This is a genomic window from Pedococcus sp. (genome assembly GCF_036000045.1).
Classification (GTDB): domain Bacteria; phylum Actinomycetota; class Actinomycetes; order Actinomycetales; family Dermatophilaceae; genus Pedococcus.
On the sequence record NZ_DASYGF010000072.1, the window covers coordinates 54987 to 72697 of the forward strand.

Consider the following 17711-nt stretch of genomic DNA (forward strand, 5'->3'; position numbering starts at 1 on the left):
GCGCCCGGCCAGCGACGACAGGGAGCTCACCCCACGGGCCTAAGGCTCGAGGGCCCTCGCCTCGGCCGTCCCACCGAGGACGAGGACCCGTCCGGTCGCCGTCGCCGTCGCGGTCACGCTCCCGCGTCGGCAGACTGTCGCGTGATGGCCTTGTGGACGGCGAGAACCCGCTCCGCGGTCTCGACATGGAGGTTCTCGATCATGCGGCCGTTGTGAGTCACCACTCCGGCGCCGCCGGCGGCCTCCCAGGCGGCCACCACGGCACGGGCGTCCTCCACCGCCGCCGCGCTCGGCGCGAACGTGGCGTTGCAGACCTCGACCTGGCCGGGGTGGATCAGCGTCTTGCCGTCGAATCCCAGCTCGCGGCCCTGCCTGCACTCGGCCTCGAACCCGGCCGCGTCCTTCACGTCGTTGTAGACGCCGTCGAGGATCACCGTGCCCGTGGCGCGGGCGGCGAGCAGGCACAGCGACAGGCCGGTCAGCAGCGGCTGGCGGCCCGGGACATGCTCGGCGTGCAGCTCCTTGGCCAGATCGTTCGTGCCCATGACCAGAGCCGTCAGGCGCGGCGAGGCACCCGCGATCTCCTCGCAGTGGAGCATCGCCGCCGGCGTCTCGACCATGGCCCAGAGGCTGGTGTGGTCCGGCGCCCCAGCGGTCTCCATGGCAGCGACCAGTGCGCGTACCTCATCTGCGGACCCGACCTTGGGAACCACGATGGCGTCCGGGCCGGCGGCGCACGCCGCCCGGAGGTCGTCGTCGTGCCACTGGGTGCCGATGCCGTTGATGCGGATCGTCAGCTCGCGCGAGCCGTACTCGCCGGATCGAGCTGCGGCGCAGGCATTCTCGCGCGCCTGGTCCTTCGCGTCAGGCGCCACTGCGTCCTCGAGGTCGAAGATCAGCGCGTCGACCGCGAGGGTCTTGGCCTTCTCCAGGGCGCGCTCGTTGGAGCTCGGCATGTAGAGCACCGAGCGGCGCGGGCGGTATGCCGTCCGGGCCGCCATCACGCACCCGCGCCTTCGCCGGAGGCGGAGTCGGAGTCGGGCTCGGCGGCATACAGCTCGGCCAGTGCAGGGTCGATCGCGGCCAGCCGCTCCGCCAGCTCGACGATGACCAGGCACTGCTTGACGCTGGCGTCGTCCTCCATCTTGCCGTCGATCATGACCGCACCGGTGCCGTCGCCCATCGCCTCGACGACCCGTCGCGCGTGGGCGACGTCCTCGACCGAGGGGCTGAAGACTCGCTTGGCGATCTCGATCTGCACCGGGTGCAGAGACCAGGTCCCGACACATCCGAGCAGGAACGCGTTGCGGAACTGGTCCTCGCAGGCGACGACGTCCTTGATGTCCCCGAACGGCCCGTAGAACGGCAGGATGCCGTGCATCGCGCACGCGTCGACCATGCGCGAGATCGTGTAGTGCCACAGATCCTGTTGGTACGTCTGGCGATCCGCGTTGATGTCGCCGTTCACGGGGTCCTGCCGCACGAGGTAGCCGGGATGTCCGCCGCCCACCCGCGTGGTCTTCATCCGGCGGTCGGCGGCGAGGTCGGCGGGCCCGAGCGACATGCCCTGCATGCGCGGGCTGGCGCCGGCGATCTCCTCGACGTTGGCGACACCGCGCGCGGTCTCGAGGATCGCGTGGACGAGGATCGGACGCGTCAGGCCGGCCTTGGCCTCGAGCTGGGCGAGCAGCCGGTCGACGTAGTGGATGTCCTCGGGGCCCTGGACCTTGGGCACCATGATGACGTCGAGCTTGTCGCCGACCTCGGTGACGAGCGTGGTCAGGTCGTCGAGCACCCACGGGCTGTCGAGGGCGTTGACTCGCGTCCAGAGCTGGGTGTTCTCACCGAAGTCGGTGGCCCGGGCGACCTGCACGAGCCCGGCGCGCGCGGCCTCCTTGCGGTCAGCCTTGACGGCATCCTCGAGGTTGCCGAGCAGGATGTCGACGGTGCCGACCATGCTCGGGATCTTGGCCGCCATCTTCTCGTTGCTCGGGTCGAAGAAGTGGATCACCCGGGACGGCCGAGCAGGCACCTCACGAAGGGGTGCGGGGGCACCGACGGCAAGCGGGGCGAAGAAGTCCTTGGGGCTGCGCACGCGGCGAAACTAGCAGCGACACCGGCGAAGCGGTTATGACACAGTTCACGGTGTGACCGACTCCCCGCCCGCGAACGTCACCCGGAACGTCACCGCGAACGTCACCCTGAACGTCACCGCGCTGTTCGCCGAGGCCGCGTCGAAGTCGGGCCTGCTCTGGGTCGACATCCCCGGGGACCGGGCGTGGCCGTTCTGGCACGCCTGGGACGGGGAGACCGTGTATGCCGTGTCCGGCCCGGGTGAGCAGACCCTCCCCTGGGTGCCCGAACGGGTCCACCTCATCGCCCGCAGCAAGGACAACGGTGGGCGGCTGTTGACGGTCCAGGCCGCCGCGCGCGAGCTGCGCCCCGAGGACGAGGAGTGGGGACCCGCGACGCAGGCACTGAAGTCCGAGCGCCTCAACGCGACCGACGACCTGCTGACCCGCTGGGCGGCGGAGTGCACGGTGCGCGCCTTCCGGCCGTTCGGATCCCCCGTCGAGGCCCCGGGCTCCTACCCCACCACCTCGGGCGCGGCCCCGGTCCCGCCAAGCGAGGCCACCACCGCAGGGTGGCGCCCCTGGCACTGGCGCGGGCGTCCGCGACGGCGGCGCGGTAACCGCCTCCCCGACGAGCACTGACCCGCCGGATAGCCTTACTGCGTGAGCACTCCGTCGCGCGTCTTCGTGGGCCGGCTGACCAACCTGAGCGTGTTCGACCCGCTCGGCGACCAGGTCGGCCGGGTCCGTGACGTCGTCGTCACCTTCGGCGCCTCCCGGCGTCGCCCCCGCGTCATCGGCCTGGTCGTCGAGGTGCCGGGCCGACGTAGGGTCTTCGTGCCCATGACCCGCGTGACCTCGGTCGACGGCGGCCAGGTCATCACCACCGGCCTGGTCAACATGCGCCGGTTCGAGCAGCGCACCAACGAGGAGCTCGTCATGGCCGAGCTCCTCGAGCGCACCGTCACGGTCCATGACCCCGAGGGCGACTACGAGGCCACCGTCGAGGACGTGGCCATCGAGCGCGAGCGTAACCGCGACTGGGTGGTCTCCAAGGTGTTCGTCCGCCAGGGGGCGACCCGGGCTGCGCTCGGGCCGTTCCGGCGTCGCCGCGGCGCGACGGTGCTGGTGCCCATCGAGGACGTCGAGGGTCTGCACCAGTCCGGCTCGGGCCAGTCCGCCGCGCGGCTGCTGGAGACCTACGACAACCTCAAGTCGGCCGACCTCGCCGACGTGATCCACGACCTGTCGCCCAAGCGCCGGGCCGAGGTCGCCGAGGCGATGGCCGACGAGCGCCTCGCCGACGTCCTGGAGGAGCTGCCCGAGGACGACCAGGTCGAGATCCTCGAGACCCTCCCCGTGGGTCGCGCCGCCGACGTGCTCGAGGCGATGGAGCCCGACGACGCCACCGACCTGCTGCACAACCTCACCGAGGAGAAGCAGGAGGAGCTGCTCCAGCTGATGGAGCCTGACGAGGCCGCAGACCTGCGCCGCCTGCTCACCTACGACGAGGAGTCGGCGGGCGGCATGATGACCACCGAGCCGGTGATCCTCGGCCCGGAGGCCTCGATCGCCGAGGCGCTGGCTGTGGTGCGCCGGGCCGAGATCTCCCCCGCCCTCGCCTCTACCGTCTATGTCTGCCGCGCCCCCCACGAGACGCCGACCGGCAAGTACCTCGGCATGGTGCACATCCAGCGTCTGCTGCGCGAGCCCCCGCACGGCGCGATCGGCAGCATCCTCGACAAGGAGATCGAGCCGCTGGGGCCCGAGGCGCCCCTCGGTCAGGTCACCCGCATCCTGGCGACGTACAACCTCGTCGGAGTCCCCGTGGTGGACGCCGACGGCCGGCTCCTCGGGGCCGTCACAGTGGACGACGTGCTCGACCACATCCTCCCCGACGACTGGCGCGAGGAGCGGCGCGAGGTGACCCATGCCTGACCGCCCCACCGCCCGCGCCAGCAGCGTGCGTCTCGACCAGCCGCGCGAGACGAGGCGACCACTCCTGCCGCGGCCCACCGTGTCCCAGGAGACCTTCGGCGTGTGGAGCGAGCAGTTCGCGCGCTTCATGGGCACCGCGAACTTCATCATCGCCATGACGGTGTTCGTCGTCCTGTGGATCGCGTGGAACGTCTTCGGTCCGAAGCAGTACCGCTTCGACCCCTACGCGTTCATCTTCCTCACCCTGATGCTGAGCCTGCAGGCCTCGTATGCCGCGCCTCTGATCCTGCTCGCTCAGAACCGTCAGGCCGACCGCGACCGGGTGGCCCTCGAGCAGGACCGGGCCCGCGACGAGCGCAACCTCGCCGACACCGAGTTCCTCACCCGCGAGGTGGCAGCGCTGCGGCATGCCCTGCGTGACTCGGTCACCCGCGACTTCCTGCGTTCCGAGCTGCGGAGCCTGCTCGATGAGATCGAGGAGCGCGGACCGGGCGGGCGGCGAGACGAGGACGACGCCGCCCAGGAGCCGGGCGGTGCGTCGGGCGACCATCCGGCGACCTAGCATGGGGGCATGCCCCAACCTGTCGCACCGGTGACCGACGAGGCGCTCCACCAAGCGCTGTCGACCGTCATCGACCCCGAGATCCGCAAGCCCGTCACCGAGCTCGGCATGGTCGAGAGCGTCGAGGTGGACGAGGCCGGCCGGGTCGCCGTGACGATCCTGCTCACCGTCTCGGGGTGCCCCATGAAGGACACCCTGACCAAGGACACGACCGCGGCCCTCGCCGCCGTGCCCGGTGTCACCGGCGTCAGTGTGAGCCTCGGCGTGATGAGCGACGAGCAGCGCGCGGGGCTGCGCCAGCAGCTGCGCGGCGGCAACCCTGAGCGCGAGATCCCCTTCGCTCAGCCCGGCTCGCTCACCCGGGTCTATGCCGTGGCCTCCGGCAAGGGCGGCGTGGGCAAGTCGTCGGTCACCGTCAACCTCGCGGCGTCACTGGCCCAGAGCGGGCTGAGGGTGGGTGTCGTCGACGCCGACGTCTACGGCTTCTCCGTGCCGCGCATGCTCGGGGTGGAGCACCGGCCGACCCAGGTCGACGACATGATCCTGCCGCCGGTCAGCCACGAGGTGAAGGTCATCTCCATCGGCATGTTCGTGCCCGGCAACCAGCCGGTCGTGTGGCGCGGACCCATGCTCCACCGGGCACTCCAGCAGTTCCTCGGGGACGTCTTCTGGGGCGATCTCGACATCCTGCTGCTCGACCTGCCGCCGGGCACAGGAGACATCGCGATCTCCGTGGCCCAGCTCATCCCCACCGCAGAGATCCTCGTCGTCACGACCCCGCAGCAGGCCGCGGCCGAGGTGGCCGAGCGCGCCGGGTCGATCGCCCTGCAGACGCACCAGCGCATCGTCGGCGTCATCGAGAACATGTCCTGGCTCGAGCTGCCCGACGGCACCCGCCAGGAGATCTTCGGCTCCGGTGGTGGCCAGGCCGTGGCCGACTCCCTCACCCGGTCCGTGGGTGCCGACGTCCCGCTGCTGGGCCAGATCCCGCTCGACACCAACCTCCGCGAGGGCGCCGACGAGGGCACCCCCGTTGTGCTGCGCAACCCGCAGTCGCCGGCGGCGGTGTCGCTGCGGGCCATCGCCCGTGGTCTGGGCACACGCTCACGTGGCCTGGCCGGTCGCTCCCTCGGCCTGTCGCCCGTCGGACGCTGACGGGCCTGCTCGGCCGCTGACCGGCCCGCTCCACCGGTGACGGCCGGGCGGGGGCTCAGGTGGCGTCGAGGTCGTACGGCGTCGGCGCGGCCGGGTCCCGTCGCACCCCGGACCCGTAGGTCGGCGCGACAGCAGGTTCGTCCAGCGGCGAGGGGTCCATCAGCGCCTCGCGCACGATCCGGCGGGGGTCGTACTGCCGCGGGTCGTACTGCCGCCAGTTGATGTCGTCGAACTCCGGCCCCATCTGCTCGCGCAGCTGACCCTTGGCGCCCTCGGCCATGGCCCGGGCCTGGCGGACGAGCCGGCCCAGCTTCGCGGCATACTCCGGGAGCCGTTCGGGGCCCAGGATCACCACCCCGAGCACGATCAGGATGACGAACTCCCAGCCGTTGATGTCGATCATCGTGGCCTCTGCTCGGTCAGCTGCCGGCGGCGCCGGTCAGGGTCATGGTGACCGTGATCGTCTGGCTGCCGCGCCGCACCTTCATCGTGACACGGTCGCCGACGTTCTTGGCGCGAATGGCCACCACGAGGTTGTCGGGGTCGTTGATCGGTCGCCCGTCGAACTCCACGATGATGTCGCCCGCCTTGACGCCGGCCTTTCCGGCGGGGCCGTTCGGGTCCACGGGGTTGCCAGTGGCGGACGTGCCCTGGGCCAGGATGCGGACGCCGTCTCCGGTGTACTGCCGGTCGAGGATGACGCCGATGACCGGGTGGACGGCCTTGCCCGACTTGAGCAGCTGCTCGGCCGTCTTGACGGCCTGGTCGCTCGGGATCGCGAAGCCCACGCCGATGTTGCCCGACTGGGTGTCGGTGGTGGCGCCGGGGATCCTGGCGATCGCCGAGTTGATGCCGATGACGTGGCCCTGCATGTCGAGCAGGGGACCGCCGCTGTTGCCAGGGTTGATGGCAGCATCGGTCTGGATCGCGTTGATGTAGGACTGCTGGTTGCCGTTGCCACCCGGGCTCACGGGCCGGTTGAGCGCGCTGACGATGCCGGTGGTCACGCTCGACTCGAGCCCGAGCGGAGCGCCCATGGCGATGACCTGGTCACCCACGACCACGTCCTTCGACACGCCCATGGTCAGAGGCGGCAGGTCGCTCCGGCCGGTCTTGAGGACGGCGAGGTCGTAGGACGCGTCCCGGCCCACGATCGAGGCGTCGATGGTGGACCCGTTGCTGAGCTCGACGGTGATCGAGCCACCGGAGGCGGCTCCCTCGACCACGTGGTTGTTGGTCAGGATGTGACCGCTGTGGTCGATGAAGAAGCCCGAGCCCGTGCCGGTGCCGTCGGCGCCGCTCACCTTGATCGTGACCACACTGGGCAGCGACCTGGCCGCGATGGAGGCGATGCTGCCCGACGGGCGCGAGGTCGCTCCGGCGCCTGCGGTGGGGATGGGTGACTGGCCTGCGCCCGTGCCGGCGAGGTCGGTCTGGTGCGTGGCGAGGTACCCGCCGAAGAGGCCACCGATGACGGCCGCGAGGAGCGCGGCGACCGCGACCAGGGCGATGACCGCGCCCCAGCCCGGCCCGGTATGCCGGCCAGCAGGGTCCACCCGCGCAGGCCCGAACGGCCCGTGGCCGCCAGGTCCCTGAGGCGGTGCCGGGTAGGGCGCACCCATCGGGAGCGCAGCTGCTTCCCAGCCTGGCGCGGCGGCCGGCGGCGGGGGGACGGACCCGGCCGCGGCGGCAGCGCCAGCACCGGCCCACGACCCCTGGGACGGCGCGCCCGGTGCAGCAGGCCACCCGGTCGGCTCCGAGGCCCATCCCTGGTCGTTGGCCCATCCCTGGTCGTTGGCCCATCCCTGGTCGTTGGACCATCCCTGCTCGTTGGCCCATACCCGGTCGGAGGACCAGTCTTGGTCAGAGGCCGCGCCGTGGTCGGCGGGTGCCGGTGGGGGTGGGCTGGGCTCAGACCGCTCCGGCAGCTCTTGGGTCTGGTCGAACCAGACCGGGGCCGTCTGGTCCCGGTGCGGCGCGTCGGACGCGGCCGGCGGCAGCGTTGGCGCAGCACCGGGCGTCCCCGGACCCTCACCGCGGCCCCTCGCGTCAGCCGCCCGCTCAACGGGGTCGGGCCCCGACTCTGGCGGAGTGCCGGCTGGGTCGCGCTCGTCGCTCATGGGGTCGATTCTGCCGAACGGACCGGCATACCGCTGACAGCGGGGCGCACGGTCGAGCCCACCGAGGCAGAGCGGAGGGCCGTCGCGGCACGGGCTGCGGGGGGACGCGCCGCGCCGGAGGCGAACGGGACGGCCGCGGTCCGGGCACGGCCCAGGTTGGCCACCATGAACGCGGCGGGGGCGAACGGCGAAGTGGCTGGCGGCGTCCCGTGGACCAGGCCCGGCGTCGCGGCCGGCCCCGGCAGCGGTGCGGTCGCGCCAGTCATCGCCACACCCCAGGCCGCCGCGGCGGTCGCGCCCGCGGCGAGGCCGGCGAACATCGTGGCCCTGCGCGCGGAGCGATGCATCGCGGGAGTGCCCCGGTCGACGACCCGGACCGGCGCGACGGGGATGCCTGGCGCGAAACCCTCACGACCATAGTCCGCAGCGTCGTCAGGGCCCCGGACGGCGCCCTCGGCACCGGACCGGTCCAGTGAGCCGGGCGCCGCCGAGCGCAGGCCCCTGGCGGAGGGGTCGGCGGCCAGCGCCAGCAGCATGCCGCGCAGGTCGCCAGGCACGGTCGGCGCCGCCGGGGCACGCAACGCCGCCAGCACGCGCCGCTCCTCTGCCACTGCGGCGCGGCAGCACGCGCAGGTGAGGACGTGCCGGTCCCAGTGCAGCAGGGTTACGGGGTCCATGGCCCGGTCGGCATAGGCCGTCAGGGCCGCACCCAGGCAGCGTCCGCGACCGGGTGAGACACCCGGCATGCCGCCCCAGAGCTGCCGTCCCACGGGCCGGTTCACCGCGCTCCTGGCACCGCCCGGCCCAGCACCGGAAGACGGCGCTTGGGGGCGGGCGCAGGCTCGAAGTCCGTCGCTGCGCGGCCGAGGGCGGGGTCACGGTGGGCCAGCGCCTCGCGCAGCTGGGCGCGGCCACGGTGGATCCGCGAGCGCACAGTGCCGAGCTTGACGCCGAGCGTGGCGGCGATCTCCTCGTACGAGAGACCCTCGATGTCACACAGCACCACTGCCGCGCGGAAGTCCGGCGACAGCGCGTCCAGCGCACGCTGGACGTCGTCATCGAAGTGGGTCGCGTCGAAAGTGGCTTCCGGCCCGGCGTCCTTGGTGGGCAGCCGGGCGGCGGACTCGTCGGAGAGCGCGTCGAACCGGATCCGTTGCTTGCGGCGCATCTTGTCCAGGAAGACGTTGGTCGTGATGCGGTGCAGCCAGCCCTCGAAGGTGCCCGGCTGGTAGGAGTGCAGCGACCGGAAGACGCGGATGAAGACGTCGTGGGTGAGGTCCTCCGCGTCGTGCTGGTTGCCGGTGAGGCGGTACGCCAGCCGGTAGACGCGGGCAGAGTGCTGCTCGACGATCTCCTCCCAGGTGGGAGGGACCCAGACCTGCTCAGCCCGCTCGCCGGGGGCGGTGGCCTGCTCCGCCGAGCCCCGCTGCGCGCCGATGGTGTCGGTCGCGGTCACGTCGTTCACCTCCGTTGGCCGCGCCGGTGCCGGCGCGGAGCGTGCACATCGGTCAAGACGACCGGACGTGTCTCATGGTTCCCCAACAACCTGAGCATCCCCTGTATGCCGCAGCGGCCGGTTCACCACCCTCGCCGCAGGTAGGGTTTGGCGCATGAGTGCACAGAAGCCCGCCAGCTGGGCGTACGCCGAGGAGTTCGTCACCGAGAACGAGGTGATCGAGCAGGCCCGGCGGCGCGGCGAGGAGCTCGGGGCGGTGCCGGTCGGCAACGGGGCCGGCGTGCTGCTGCGGCTGCTGGCGGCCGCTGTGAAGGCCAAGTCCGTCGTGGAGATCGGCACCGGCGCCGGCACCTCGGGCCTCTGGCTCCTGCAGGGCATGCCCGAGGACGGCATCCTCACCACCATCGACGTCGAGCCGGAGCACCAGCGCTCGGCGCGGCAGGCGTACGCCGAGGCGGGGATCGCCCACCAGCGGACCCGGGTGATCAGCGGGCGCGCCCTCGAGGTGCTCCCTCGCATGACCGACGGGGCCTACGACCTGGTCGTCATCGACGCCGACAAGAACGACTACCCCAGCTATGTCGACCACGCGATCCGGCTGCTGCGTTCGGGCGGAGTGCTGGTGCTCGACAACATGCTCTGGCACGACAAGGTCGCCGACCCCGCTGCCCGCGACGCCGAGACCGTGGTGCTGCGCGACCTCGGCAAACGGCTGCGGGACGACGAGCGACTCATCCCGGCGCTGCTCCCGGTCGGTGACGGGGTCTTCGCGGCCGTCAAGCGCTGAGGGTCAGGCGGTGCCCGGCCCGGGGCCCCGGCGGAACTTGGCCGGCCCCTCGGCGATGGCCACCACCTCGAACGGCTCGATCGACACCGGGGCGGAGCCGATGATCGCGCTGCCCGGCGCCGCCTCGGCCGTGCCCGTGAACTCCGCGGCGAAGTCGTCGCGATAGACCGCCTGGTCGAAGACATAGGTGCCCTCGAACCACCGGCCCTCCACCATCCGCCAGGTCTTGAAGGCGAGCCCGTCGAGGAACATGAACCTCGCCATCGACGTGCCGACCACATAGTCGCGGAGCTTGGGAGCCACATCCTGCGGGGCGTCCTCGAGCGACCAGCGCACCGAGAGCCCGTATCCGGCGTTCATGCCATGTCCTCCAGCCAGCTCAGCAGCAGCCGGGCACCGAAGCCCGTGCCGCCCTTGGTGAGGAGCCCGCGGTCCACGTCGGAGCGACCCACCCCGGCAATGTCGAGATGCGCCCAGCGACGTGAGCCCACGAACTCACGTAGGAACAATGCTGCCGAGATCGAGCCACCGCCGCCTCCAGTGCCCGCAATGTGGTTGATGTCGGCCACCTGGCTGTCGAGCTGGGGCCGGTAGTCCTCGACCAGCGGGAAGGGCCACAGCAGCTCGCCGGTGGCCTGGCCGGACCCCACCAGGGCGTCACGCAGGACGTCGTCGGTGGCGTACACGGGAGCCATCGACCGGCCCAGAGCCACCCGGGCGGCGCCCGTCAGGGTGGCGATGTCGAGGAGCAGGTCGGGCTCGAGGGTGAGGTCGGCGTAGGCGAGCGCGTCGGCCATGACCAGCCGGCCCTCGGCGTCGGTGTTGCCGATCTCGACGGTCGTGCCGCCGTACTGCGTGACCACGTCCGAGGGGCGGAACGACCCTCCCCCGACCGCGTTCTCGGCCAACGCCAGCAGTCCCGTGACGCGCACCCGCACACCCAGGTCCCGGCAGGCGGCGAGGACGGCCAGGACGACCGCGGCGCCGGTCATGTCCGTCTTCATCGCCAGCATGCCGTCGACGGGCTTGATGTCGAGGCCACCGGTGTCGAAGGTGATCCCCTTACCCACCAGGACCACCCGGCGCGTGTCGGCCGTCGATCCGGCCGGTTCGTAGTCGACCTGCACCAGCCGGGGCGGTGTCGCCGACCCTGCCCCCACGGCCAGAAGCCCACCGAAGCCCTCGCTCTTCAGCTCGCGCGGTGACCAGACCTTGACGCCCAGCCCGGCTCGCCGGGCGACCGTACGTGCCTGCGCGGCGAGCCATTCCGGACTCTTGATGTTGGAGGGGGTGACCGCGAGGTTGCGCGCCAGCATGGTGGCCCGCGCCCGCACGACCGCGGCGTCCACCCGGTCCTGGTCGTACGCCCCACACAGCACCACGGTGTCCACCGGTCGCTGGGGGGTCCGACTCGACGGTCCCAGCCAGCGCGGCGAGTCATATCCGCCGAGGGCCAACCCCTCGACGAGCGCCCCTTGGGCCTCGAGCGTGGACTCTGACCCGACCGTGGTCACGAGCACGGCGCGGCCCCGGCCGGCGCGCCCCAGCGCAGCGCCCGCCTCGCGCAGCGCCGCCGGCGACCCGTCGCCCACTCCGACGAGCAGCACCGCCCTGGCGGCCCGCTCTCCCGGGACCAGTGGGATGCACGTGACAGAGCCCGCCGCGGACGCGGGCTCGTAGGCAGCCAGGACCCCGGGCAGGTCCAGTCCCACCAGCGCGAGCGCCTCGCCGGTGGCGTCGGCATCGCCCGAGTGGTCTGTGTCGCCCGAGTGGTCTGTGTCGCCCGAGCGGTCTGTGTCGCCCGAGCGGTCTGCCGTCCCCGGGTCGGAGGACGGCACCGGGACCGCGAGGAGCAGGTCGTGAGCGTCGAGATCGGCCAGGGCGTCGGCCAGAGGCGTCGGCTGCACGACCCAGTGGCTGGAGGGGGGGCTCAGGAGGTCGGGAGCGGGCACGGGGGCGACCCTACCGACCTGCCCTGGGCTCCCCGGCATACCCACACCGTCGTGCCTGGTCCGAAGCCAGGTGCGAGGACAGACGAAGGCCCCCTCCGGCTGGTGTCGGAGGGGGCCTTCGTCTTGTCGCAGAGCTAGGAGGTCACTTGAGGCCTTCGCAGTTGTCGATGGCCTGGCCCAGGGCGCGCACCTCGTCGGGGGTCATCTCGACGACGAGACGGCCGCCGCCCTCGAGAGGCATCCGCAGAACGATGCCGCGACCTTCTTTGGTCACCTCGAGCGGACCATCGCCGGTCCTCGGCTTCATCGCCGCCATGGGTGCGTCCCTTCTGTCAGGCGTGGTCTTCTGCTGGGCACGCGGGTCCACGCCAGTGCTTGTGCTCATCCCGTGCGTGCCAGATTTGCTCCAGTATCTCGTGAACACGCTCGCAGGCGAAATCCGCCCTCCCCCCGCGGGACCCCTTGATCGGTGACACTGCAGGGGTGCAAGCCCGCTCCGCCCTCTTCGACCTGTACGGCGACCACCTCCTCGACCGGGGCGGCTGGGCGCCGATCTCGGCCTGCGTCGGACTGCTCGGCTCCCTGGGCATCTCGGCGCCCGCGGTCCGCACCGCGGTGTCGCGGATGGTGGGCGAGGGCTGGCTGGAGCCCCTGGAGCGCGACCTGCGCGGGTATGCCGTCTCAGCCCGCGGGCGTGAGCGGCTGAGCGAGGCGCACGCCCGGATCTACCGCACTGAGCCCGTCCACTGGGACGGGCAGTGGCATCTGGTCGTCGTGGAGCGCACGCCGGACCGCAACGTCCGCGCCCGGAGCGCCCAGGCCCTGGCCTACCTCGGCTACGGGCGGCTCTCGGGAGACACCTGGATCGCCCCCCGGCCCAGCCGCGAGCTCGGCTCCGCACTGGCCGCTGCCGGGGTGCGCTGGAGCGGCTTCACGGGCAGCGCCCAGGGCGACGCCCGGGAGGTGGTGGCCCGCGTCTGGGACCTGGAGTCGCTGGCGCAGGCGTACGGCGAGTTCCAGGAGGGCACTCTGCGATCCGGGGCGGTCTCCACGCCGGAGGAGGCGTTCGTGGTGCGCTCGACGCTGGTCCACGAGTGGCGTCTGTTCCTGTTCCGAGACCCGGGACTGCCCGACGAGGTGCTGCCGACCCGGTGGGCCGGCCGGGACGCGGCGAGGCGCTTCGACACCCGCGCCCGAGAGCTGCTCCCCGCAGCACGTGACTGGGTCGACACGTGGCTCGACGGCGCGGTGCGTCCCTGAGCCGTCATGATGAGCCCATGACAGAGCAGACCGCGTCCACCAGCCGCCCCAGCGACGAGCCCGCGGAAGAGCCCTCCCCGGTCGCGGTCGTGCGCGAGGGAGCCGTGGCCACCGTGCGGTTCAACCGTCCCGAGGCCATGAACGCCCTCGACATCGCCACCAAGGAGGCCCTGCTGGCCGCCCTGACCGACGTCGCCGAGGACCCCTCGGTGCGCTGCGTGGTGCTGACCGGCTCGGGCCGGGCGTTCTGCGTCGGCCAGGACCTGCGCGAGCACGTCGGGCTGCTCCAGCGCGACGACCCCTCGCTGTGGGAGACCGTGCCGCGGCACTACAACCCCGTGGTGGAGCTGATCGCGACGATGAACAAGCCCGTGGTCGCGGCTCTGAACGGGGTGGCGGCCGGCGCCGGCGCGGCGTTCGCGATGGCGGCGGACTTCCGGGTCATGGTCGACACTGCGGGCATCAACCTGGCCTTCGCCGGGATCGCGCTGTCGTGCGACTCGGGGTCGTCCTGGTGGCTGCCGCGACTGGTGGGCCCGGCCAAGGCGAAGGAGCTGCTCCTCCTGCCCCGGACGGTCGCAGCGGCAGAGTGCCTCGACCTCGGCCTGGTGACCACGGTCGTCGCTGCCGACGAGCTGGCCGCCACCGTGCGGGAGCTGGCGACCACCCTGGCAGACGGCCCGACCTTGGCCTACGGCTCGATCCGCCGGGCGGTGGCCTTCAGCTCGGGACACGACTTGAGTGCATCGCTGGCCCAGGAGGCCGAGTACATGGCGTTGACCGGCGCGAGCGAGGACCATCACGCGGCCGTGGCGGCCTTCCTGGCCAAGGAGCGGCCGGAGTTCAACGGACGCTAGACCCGGGCAGGGCCGTGGTCACGGGGGCGTCGCGGCCCAGGGCACGAACGTCAGCAGCGTGCAGGTGAACCACACCATCCCGCCCACCAGGACCAGCGCCACCACACCCACCCGGCGGCGCCAGTGTCCGACGACGCTGGCCCCGGTGGAGGTCCGCATCGCCACCGAGGCCACCAGGGCCGCGATCGGGAAGTCCAGGAGCAGGAAGCGCCACATGCTCGTGATCGGCCGCACCACGGCCAGCAGGTAGAGCGGGTAGGCCAGCGCCCAGACCCGCAGCTCCATGGCCAGCCACCGGCCGTGGCGCCCGAGGATCAGGGCGACGTACGTCGCGACGAGCGCGAGCAGGACCAGCACACCGGCGAGCCCGTGGGAGTCCCAGGCCCAGGACAGCCACAGCACGAACGGGCCCGACTGTGGTTTCTGGCCCCAGGCCGCCTGCACCTTGAAGAACGCCATGGGCAGCCCGCTCGCGACACCGACGACCACGGGCCAGGCGACGGACGACACGGCAGTCGCCAGGATCATGAGCGCCGCGCTGAGCCGCTGGCCGTACAGCGGTCGCAGCCCCGCCGCCCGGTCGTCGCGCCAGCGCAGCGCGAGCTGGGCCAGCACGGCGCAGGCGATGGCGGGCGCGGCGGCTCGCGTGAAGCCCAGTGCCAGGGCCACCAGCGCCACGAGGGCATAGCGCCGTTGCATCAGCAGCAGCAGGGAGGCGGCGACCAGCACGCACGCGAGCGCCTCGGTGTACGGCATGAGCATGATGCCCGTCGCGGGATAGAGGCACCACAGGGCGGCGGCGACGAGTGCGAGCCGCTCCCGGGCCGGCTGCGGGCTGGCGTGCAGGGCGAAGTGGAAGCAGCGCCAGACCAGGATGACCGCGCCTGCCCCGAGTACGAGGTTGAGCAGCACCGCTGCGGGCTCGAAGGGCAGCCCGGTGAGCATGAGGACGCGCACCATCATCGGGAAGGCCGGGTAGAAGGCCCACGCGCTGTACGTCAGCTGGCCCGTGTCCGGATCGGCCGGCAGCGGGATCGGGTACCCCGTGGTGGCCACGCGCTTGTACCAGACGCTGTCCCACGAGCCCAGGATGTCGCCGACCGTCGGGTGCAGGTGGCCCACCCCGGCCGGCGTCTGGAACCACAGCGCCGACACGACCATGGCCAGCAGCGCCAGGACGCGGCTCACGGCATACACGACGAGCAGGAAGGTCACGGGACGCGTCAGGGCATGGGCCGCCACGGCACTGCGTCCCTGCGAGGTGCGCAGCGAGGAGAGGGCGACTGGCGCGGTCACGGCGGGTAGTCCGAGGGGGGCACGAACACCAGCAGCGTCCACACCCAGACGACCTGCGCCACGACGCCCACGGCAACGAGCACGGCGGCCCTGGCCCAGAGCCAGCGTGCGGCGCGCCGGGCCCAGCCTCCGCCGAGCACGACGGCGACGAGGGGGAAGAGCGGGAGCGCATAGCGGACGATGCTCGTGAACGGGTCAAGGACCACGGCGAGGTATGCCGGGTAGGCCAGGCACCACGTTCGCAGCTCCGGTCCCAGCCGGGTGGCCCACGGTCCGAGCGGCAGCGCCACCAGTGTCACCGCGAGCGCTGCGAGGGAGATCGGACCCAGGACGTCCGCATTGGCGTAGTCGCGGAAGACCCACGTCGACATGGACAGCCACGGGGTGAACGGGACGATCTGGCCGCCGGCACGCCAGGCCGCCATCGTGTCGGTGTATGCCGTGCGCGAGCCCGTGACAGCCCAGGCCATCAGCGGCCAGGTCACCGCGGCGAGTCCGGAGGCGGCCAGCGCCAGCGCGCCACGCAGGTACTCACCCCCTGAGATGGGGTGGGTGCGGCGACCCCGCCATCGCACGAGGATTGCCACGGCCATGACCACGGCGACGGGCGCGGCGATGGGGCGGGTGATCCCGAGCAGCAGCACCAGGGCGGCGGCGGTGAGCCACGCCCGGCGCATGACCGCCCACAGCACCCCGCACAGCACGAGCATGGCGATCGACTCGGTGTAGGCCAGCTGCAACGAGACCGCAGCGGGGAATGCCGCCCAGACCGCGACCGTGGCCAGGGCCACCCGCTCGCCGACCCGTTCGGCCAGCAGCTGGGCCATGAGCATGCTGGCGCCCAGACCGCACACGAGCGCCAGGGTGCTGGCCACGACCGGGAAGGCGAGACCGGTCAGGTCCATCAGGGCGCGGGACAGCAGCGGGAACAGCGGGTAGAACGCCCAGGCGTTCTGCGCCACATGGCCCGAGGCCGGGTCGAGCGGCAGAGTCGTCGGATAGCCGTGCAACGCCACGGTGCGGTACCAGCTGCCGTCCCACAGGACCGTCATGTCGAGGTAGCCGACGTGCGGCCCCGTCCAACCGGGCACGGGAACCTGGCGGTGGCTGGCGGCGACCAGGATGACGGCCGACACGCCCCGCAGCGCGAGGTAGGCCAGGCCAGCCCATAGGGCGACCCGGCGCATCAGGGCCGACCGCCCACACCCGCACGGTGACAGCCGGCGAGGTGGTCGTCCACCAGACCGCAGGCCTGCATGGCGGCATACATGGTCGTGGGCCCGACGAAGACGAAGCCGGACTTCTTGAGCGCCTTGGCGAGGGCCACGGACTCGGGCGAGGTGGCCCGCAGGTCCTCGGTCCCGCGAGGGGGGACGTGGTCCGCGGGGGCATGCGACCAGAGGAGCTCGTCGAGGCCGCCGTGCTCGCGCAGCGCGAGCACGGCGGCCGCGTTGCGGATGGCGGCATCGATCTTCAGCCGGTTGCGGACGATGCCGGCATCGGCCATGAGCCGGGCGCGGTCGTCGTCGCCGAAGGCCGCGACCACCTCGGGGTCGAACCCGGCGAACGCGGCGCGGAAGGCCTCGCGCTTGCGCAGGATCGTCAGCCAGGACAGTCCTGACTGGAACGCCTCGAGGGTCAGCCGCTCGTAGAGGGCCTGCTCGCCGTGGACGGCCACACCCCACTCGGTGTCGTGATAGACGAGGTAGTCGGGCGTGCTCCCTGCCCAGGCGCAGCGCGACAGGCCGTCGGGGCCGACGAGCACCCCGGTCATGAGGCTCCCCCAGTGGTCGTCTCGGTGTGGGCCCTCCCGGCGTGGGCCAGCATGGCGTCGACGGCTCGCCCGTAGAGCCACCGGCTGACCCGGTCGAGTGCCGGTGCGAAGGCGGCTGGGAACGGCAGTGGGCGCACGACCACCTCCTCGACCCAGTCCACCCGGGTGCCACCGCCTTCGCGCGGGGTGAGGCTGATCTCGGCCCACCCCCCGAGGAGGCGCCCCGTCTTCACCACCCGGAAGCGCGCCGTGCCGCCGCCCTCGGTGGGCGGCACCCACGCACTGACGAGCATGGAGTCGGAGAACGTGAGCGGGCCCCACCCGCTGAGCCCGGCGAAACCCCACCCCAGCCGGACCGGGCCAGGGTCGACGCGCATCGAGGTCATGGGCATCCAGCGGCCATAGCCGGCGAAGTCGGTCAGGACGGCCCAGGCCACCTCAGGCGCAGCCGACGTCTCCCGGGTGAGGTGCAGGAGGCCCAT

General features: G+C 72.2%; 20 protein-coding genes. 7 read left to right on the top strand and 13 right to left on the bottom strand.

The features are described from left to right. Positions 1-113: 113 nt before the first annotated feature. Both VGN50_RS11185 and VGN50_RS11190 read right to left on the bottom strand, forming a co-directional pair. A complete protein-coding gene (locus tag VGN50_RS11185; protein ID WP_327444900.1) occupies positions 114-1001 on the bottom strand; it encodes a CoA ester lyase in 888 nt (295 codons plus the stop codon). Beyond that, on the bottom strand, positions 1001-2095 hold the full coding sequence (locus tag VGN50_RS11190; protein ID WP_327444854.1) for a CoA ester lyase: 1095 nt from the start codon (positions 2093-2095) through the stop codon (positions 1001-1003). Before VGN50_RS11190 ends, VGN50_RS11185 begins: the two co-directional genes overlap by 1 nt. Positions 2096-2147: 52 nt before the next feature. On the opposite strand from VGN50_RS11190, the gene VGN50_RS11195 reads away from it, so the two are divergent. The 4 genes from VGN50_RS11195 to VGN50_RS11210 are packed head-to-tail and all read left to right on the top strand — an operon-like array spanning position 2148 to position 5727. Further along, entirely contained in the window at positions 2148-2714 is a 567-nt protein-coding gene (locus tag VGN50_RS11195; RefSeq protein WP_327444855.1) for a hypothetical protein, read from the top strand. A 21-nt stretch (positions 2715-2735) separates the two neighbouring features. After that, entirely contained in the window at positions 2736-4010 is a 1275-nt protein-coding gene (locus VGN50_RS11200) for a magnesium transporter MgtE N-terminal domain-containing protein (protein WP_327444856.1), read from the top strand. After that, positions 4003-4572, top strand: coding sequence for a DUF1003 domain-containing protein (locus VGN50_RS11205; RefSeq protein ID WP_327444857.1), 570 nt, complete (start codon positions 4003-4005; stop codon positions 4570-4572). The genes VGN50_RS11200 and VGN50_RS11205 overlap by 8 nt, the downstream gene beginning before the upstream one ends. 9 nt (positions 4573-4581) lie before the next feature. Continuing rightward, entirely contained in the window at positions 4582-5727 is a 1146-nt protein-coding gene (locus VGN50_RS11210) for an Mrp/NBP35 family ATP-binding protein (protein ID WP_327444858.1), read from the top strand. A gap of 55 nt (positions 5728-5782) precedes the next feature. On the opposite strand, the gene VGN50_RS11215 is transcribed toward VGN50_RS11210, so the two are convergent. From VGN50_RS11215 to sigE, 4 genes are read right to left on the bottom strand one after another with little or no spacing between them, the layout of a single operon-like run. Beyond that, positions 5783-6130: a twin-arginine translocase TatA/TatE family subunit gene (locus tag VGN50_RS11215; protein WP_327444859.1), complete on the bottom strand. Its 348-nt coding sequence runs from the start codon at positions 6128-6130 to the stop codon at positions 5783-5785. A 16-nt stretch (positions 6131-6146) separates the two neighbouring features. Continuing rightward, positions 6147-7847, bottom strand: coding sequence for a S1C family serine protease (locus tag VGN50_RS11220; RefSeq protein ID WP_327444861.1), 1701 nt, complete (start codon positions 7845-7847; stop codon positions 6147-6149). After that, positions 7844-8629, bottom strand: coding sequence for a hypothetical protein (locus VGN50_RS11225; protein WP_327444862.1), 786 nt, complete (start codon positions 8627-8629; stop codon positions 7844-7846). Before VGN50_RS11225 ends, VGN50_RS11220 begins: the two co-directional genes overlap by 4 nt. Beyond that, positions 8626-9303, bottom strand: a complete 678-nt coding sequence (sigE, locus tag VGN50_RS11230; RefSeq protein ID WP_414694593.1) for an RNA polymerase sigma factor SigE — start codon at positions 9301-9303, stop codon at positions 8626-8628. The genes VGN50_RS11225 and sigE overlap by 4 nt, the downstream gene beginning before the upstream one ends. A 154-nt stretch (positions 9304-9457) precedes the next feature. Between sigE and VGN50_RS11235 the strand changes: the two genes are divergently transcribed. Further along, positions 9458-10090, top strand: coding sequence for an O-methyltransferase (locus VGN50_RS11235; RefSeq protein ID WP_327444863.1), 633 nt, complete (start codon positions 9458-9460; stop codon positions 10088-10090). A gap of 3 nt (positions 10091-10093) precedes the next feature. Here VGN50_RS11235 and VGN50_RS11240 read toward each other — a convergent pair whose 3' ends face one another. From VGN50_RS11240 to VGN50_RS11250, 3 genes are all read right to left on the bottom strand, one after another. Further along, a complete protein-coding gene (locus VGN50_RS11240; protein WP_327444864.1) occupies positions 10094-10450 on the bottom strand; it encodes a hypothetical protein in 357 nt (118 codons plus the stop codon). Then, the gene (locus tag VGN50_RS11245; RefSeq protein WP_327444865.1) at positions 10447-12042 is read right to left on the bottom strand and encodes a leucyl aminopeptidase family protein; all 1596 of its coding nucleotides are present in this window, start codon (positions 12040-12042) and stop codon (positions 10447-10449) included. Before VGN50_RS11245 ends, VGN50_RS11240 begins: the two co-directional genes overlap by 4 nt. A 142-nt stretch (positions 12043-12184) precedes the next feature. Continuing rightward, positions 12185-12358: a DUF3117 domain-containing protein gene (locus VGN50_RS11250; protein ID WP_327444866.1), complete on the bottom strand. Its 174-nt coding sequence runs from the start codon at positions 12356-12358 to the stop codon at positions 12185-12187. Positions 12359-12525: 167 nt separating this feature from the next. On the opposite strand from VGN50_RS11250, the gene VGN50_RS11255 reads away from it, so the two are divergent. Then, positions 12526-13302 carry a PaaX family transcriptional regulator C-terminal domain-containing protein gene (locus VGN50_RS11255; RefSeq protein WP_327444867.1) on the top strand — a complete coding sequence of 259 codons (777 nt, stop codon included), beginning with the start codon at positions 12526-12528 and terminating at the stop codon, positions 13300-13302. Positions 13303-13319: 17 nt separating this feature from the next. After that, positions 13320-14159, top strand: coding sequence for an enoyl-CoA hydratase/isomerase family protein (locus VGN50_RS11260; RefSeq protein WP_327444868.1), 840 nt, complete (start codon positions 13320-13322; stop codon positions 14157-14159). A gap of 18 nt (positions 14160-14177) precedes the next feature. Here the strand turns inward: VGN50_RS11260 and VGN50_RS11265 are convergent, their stop codons facing one another. The 4 genes from VGN50_RS11265 to VGN50_RS11280 are packed head-to-tail and all read right to left on the bottom strand — an operon-like array spanning position 14178 to position 17711. Further along, the gene (locus VGN50_RS11265) at positions 14178-15455 is read right to left on the bottom strand and encodes a hypothetical protein (RefSeq protein ID WP_327444869.1); all 1278 of its coding nucleotides are present in this window, start codon (positions 15453-15455) and stop codon (positions 14178-14180) included. Beyond that, the gene (locus VGN50_RS11270; protein WP_327444870.1) at positions 15452-16642 is read right to left on the bottom strand and encodes a hypothetical protein; all 1191 of its coding nucleotides are present in this window, start codon (positions 16640-16642) and stop codon (positions 15452-15454) included. Before VGN50_RS11270 ends, VGN50_RS11265 begins: the two co-directional genes overlap by 4 nt. Then, positions 16642-17229, bottom strand: coding sequence for a DNA-3-methyladenine glycosylase I (locus VGN50_RS11275; protein ID WP_327444871.1), 588 nt, complete (start codon positions 17227-17229; stop codon positions 16642-16644). Before VGN50_RS11275 ends, VGN50_RS11270 begins: the two co-directional genes overlap by 1 nt. Further along, positions 17226-17711 carry an SRPBCC family protein gene (locus VGN50_RS11280; protein WP_327444872.1) on the bottom strand — a complete coding sequence of 162 codons (486 nt, stop codon included), beginning with the start codon at positions 17709-17711 and terminating at the stop codon, positions 17226-17228. Before VGN50_RS11280 ends, VGN50_RS11275 begins: the two co-directional genes overlap by 4 nt.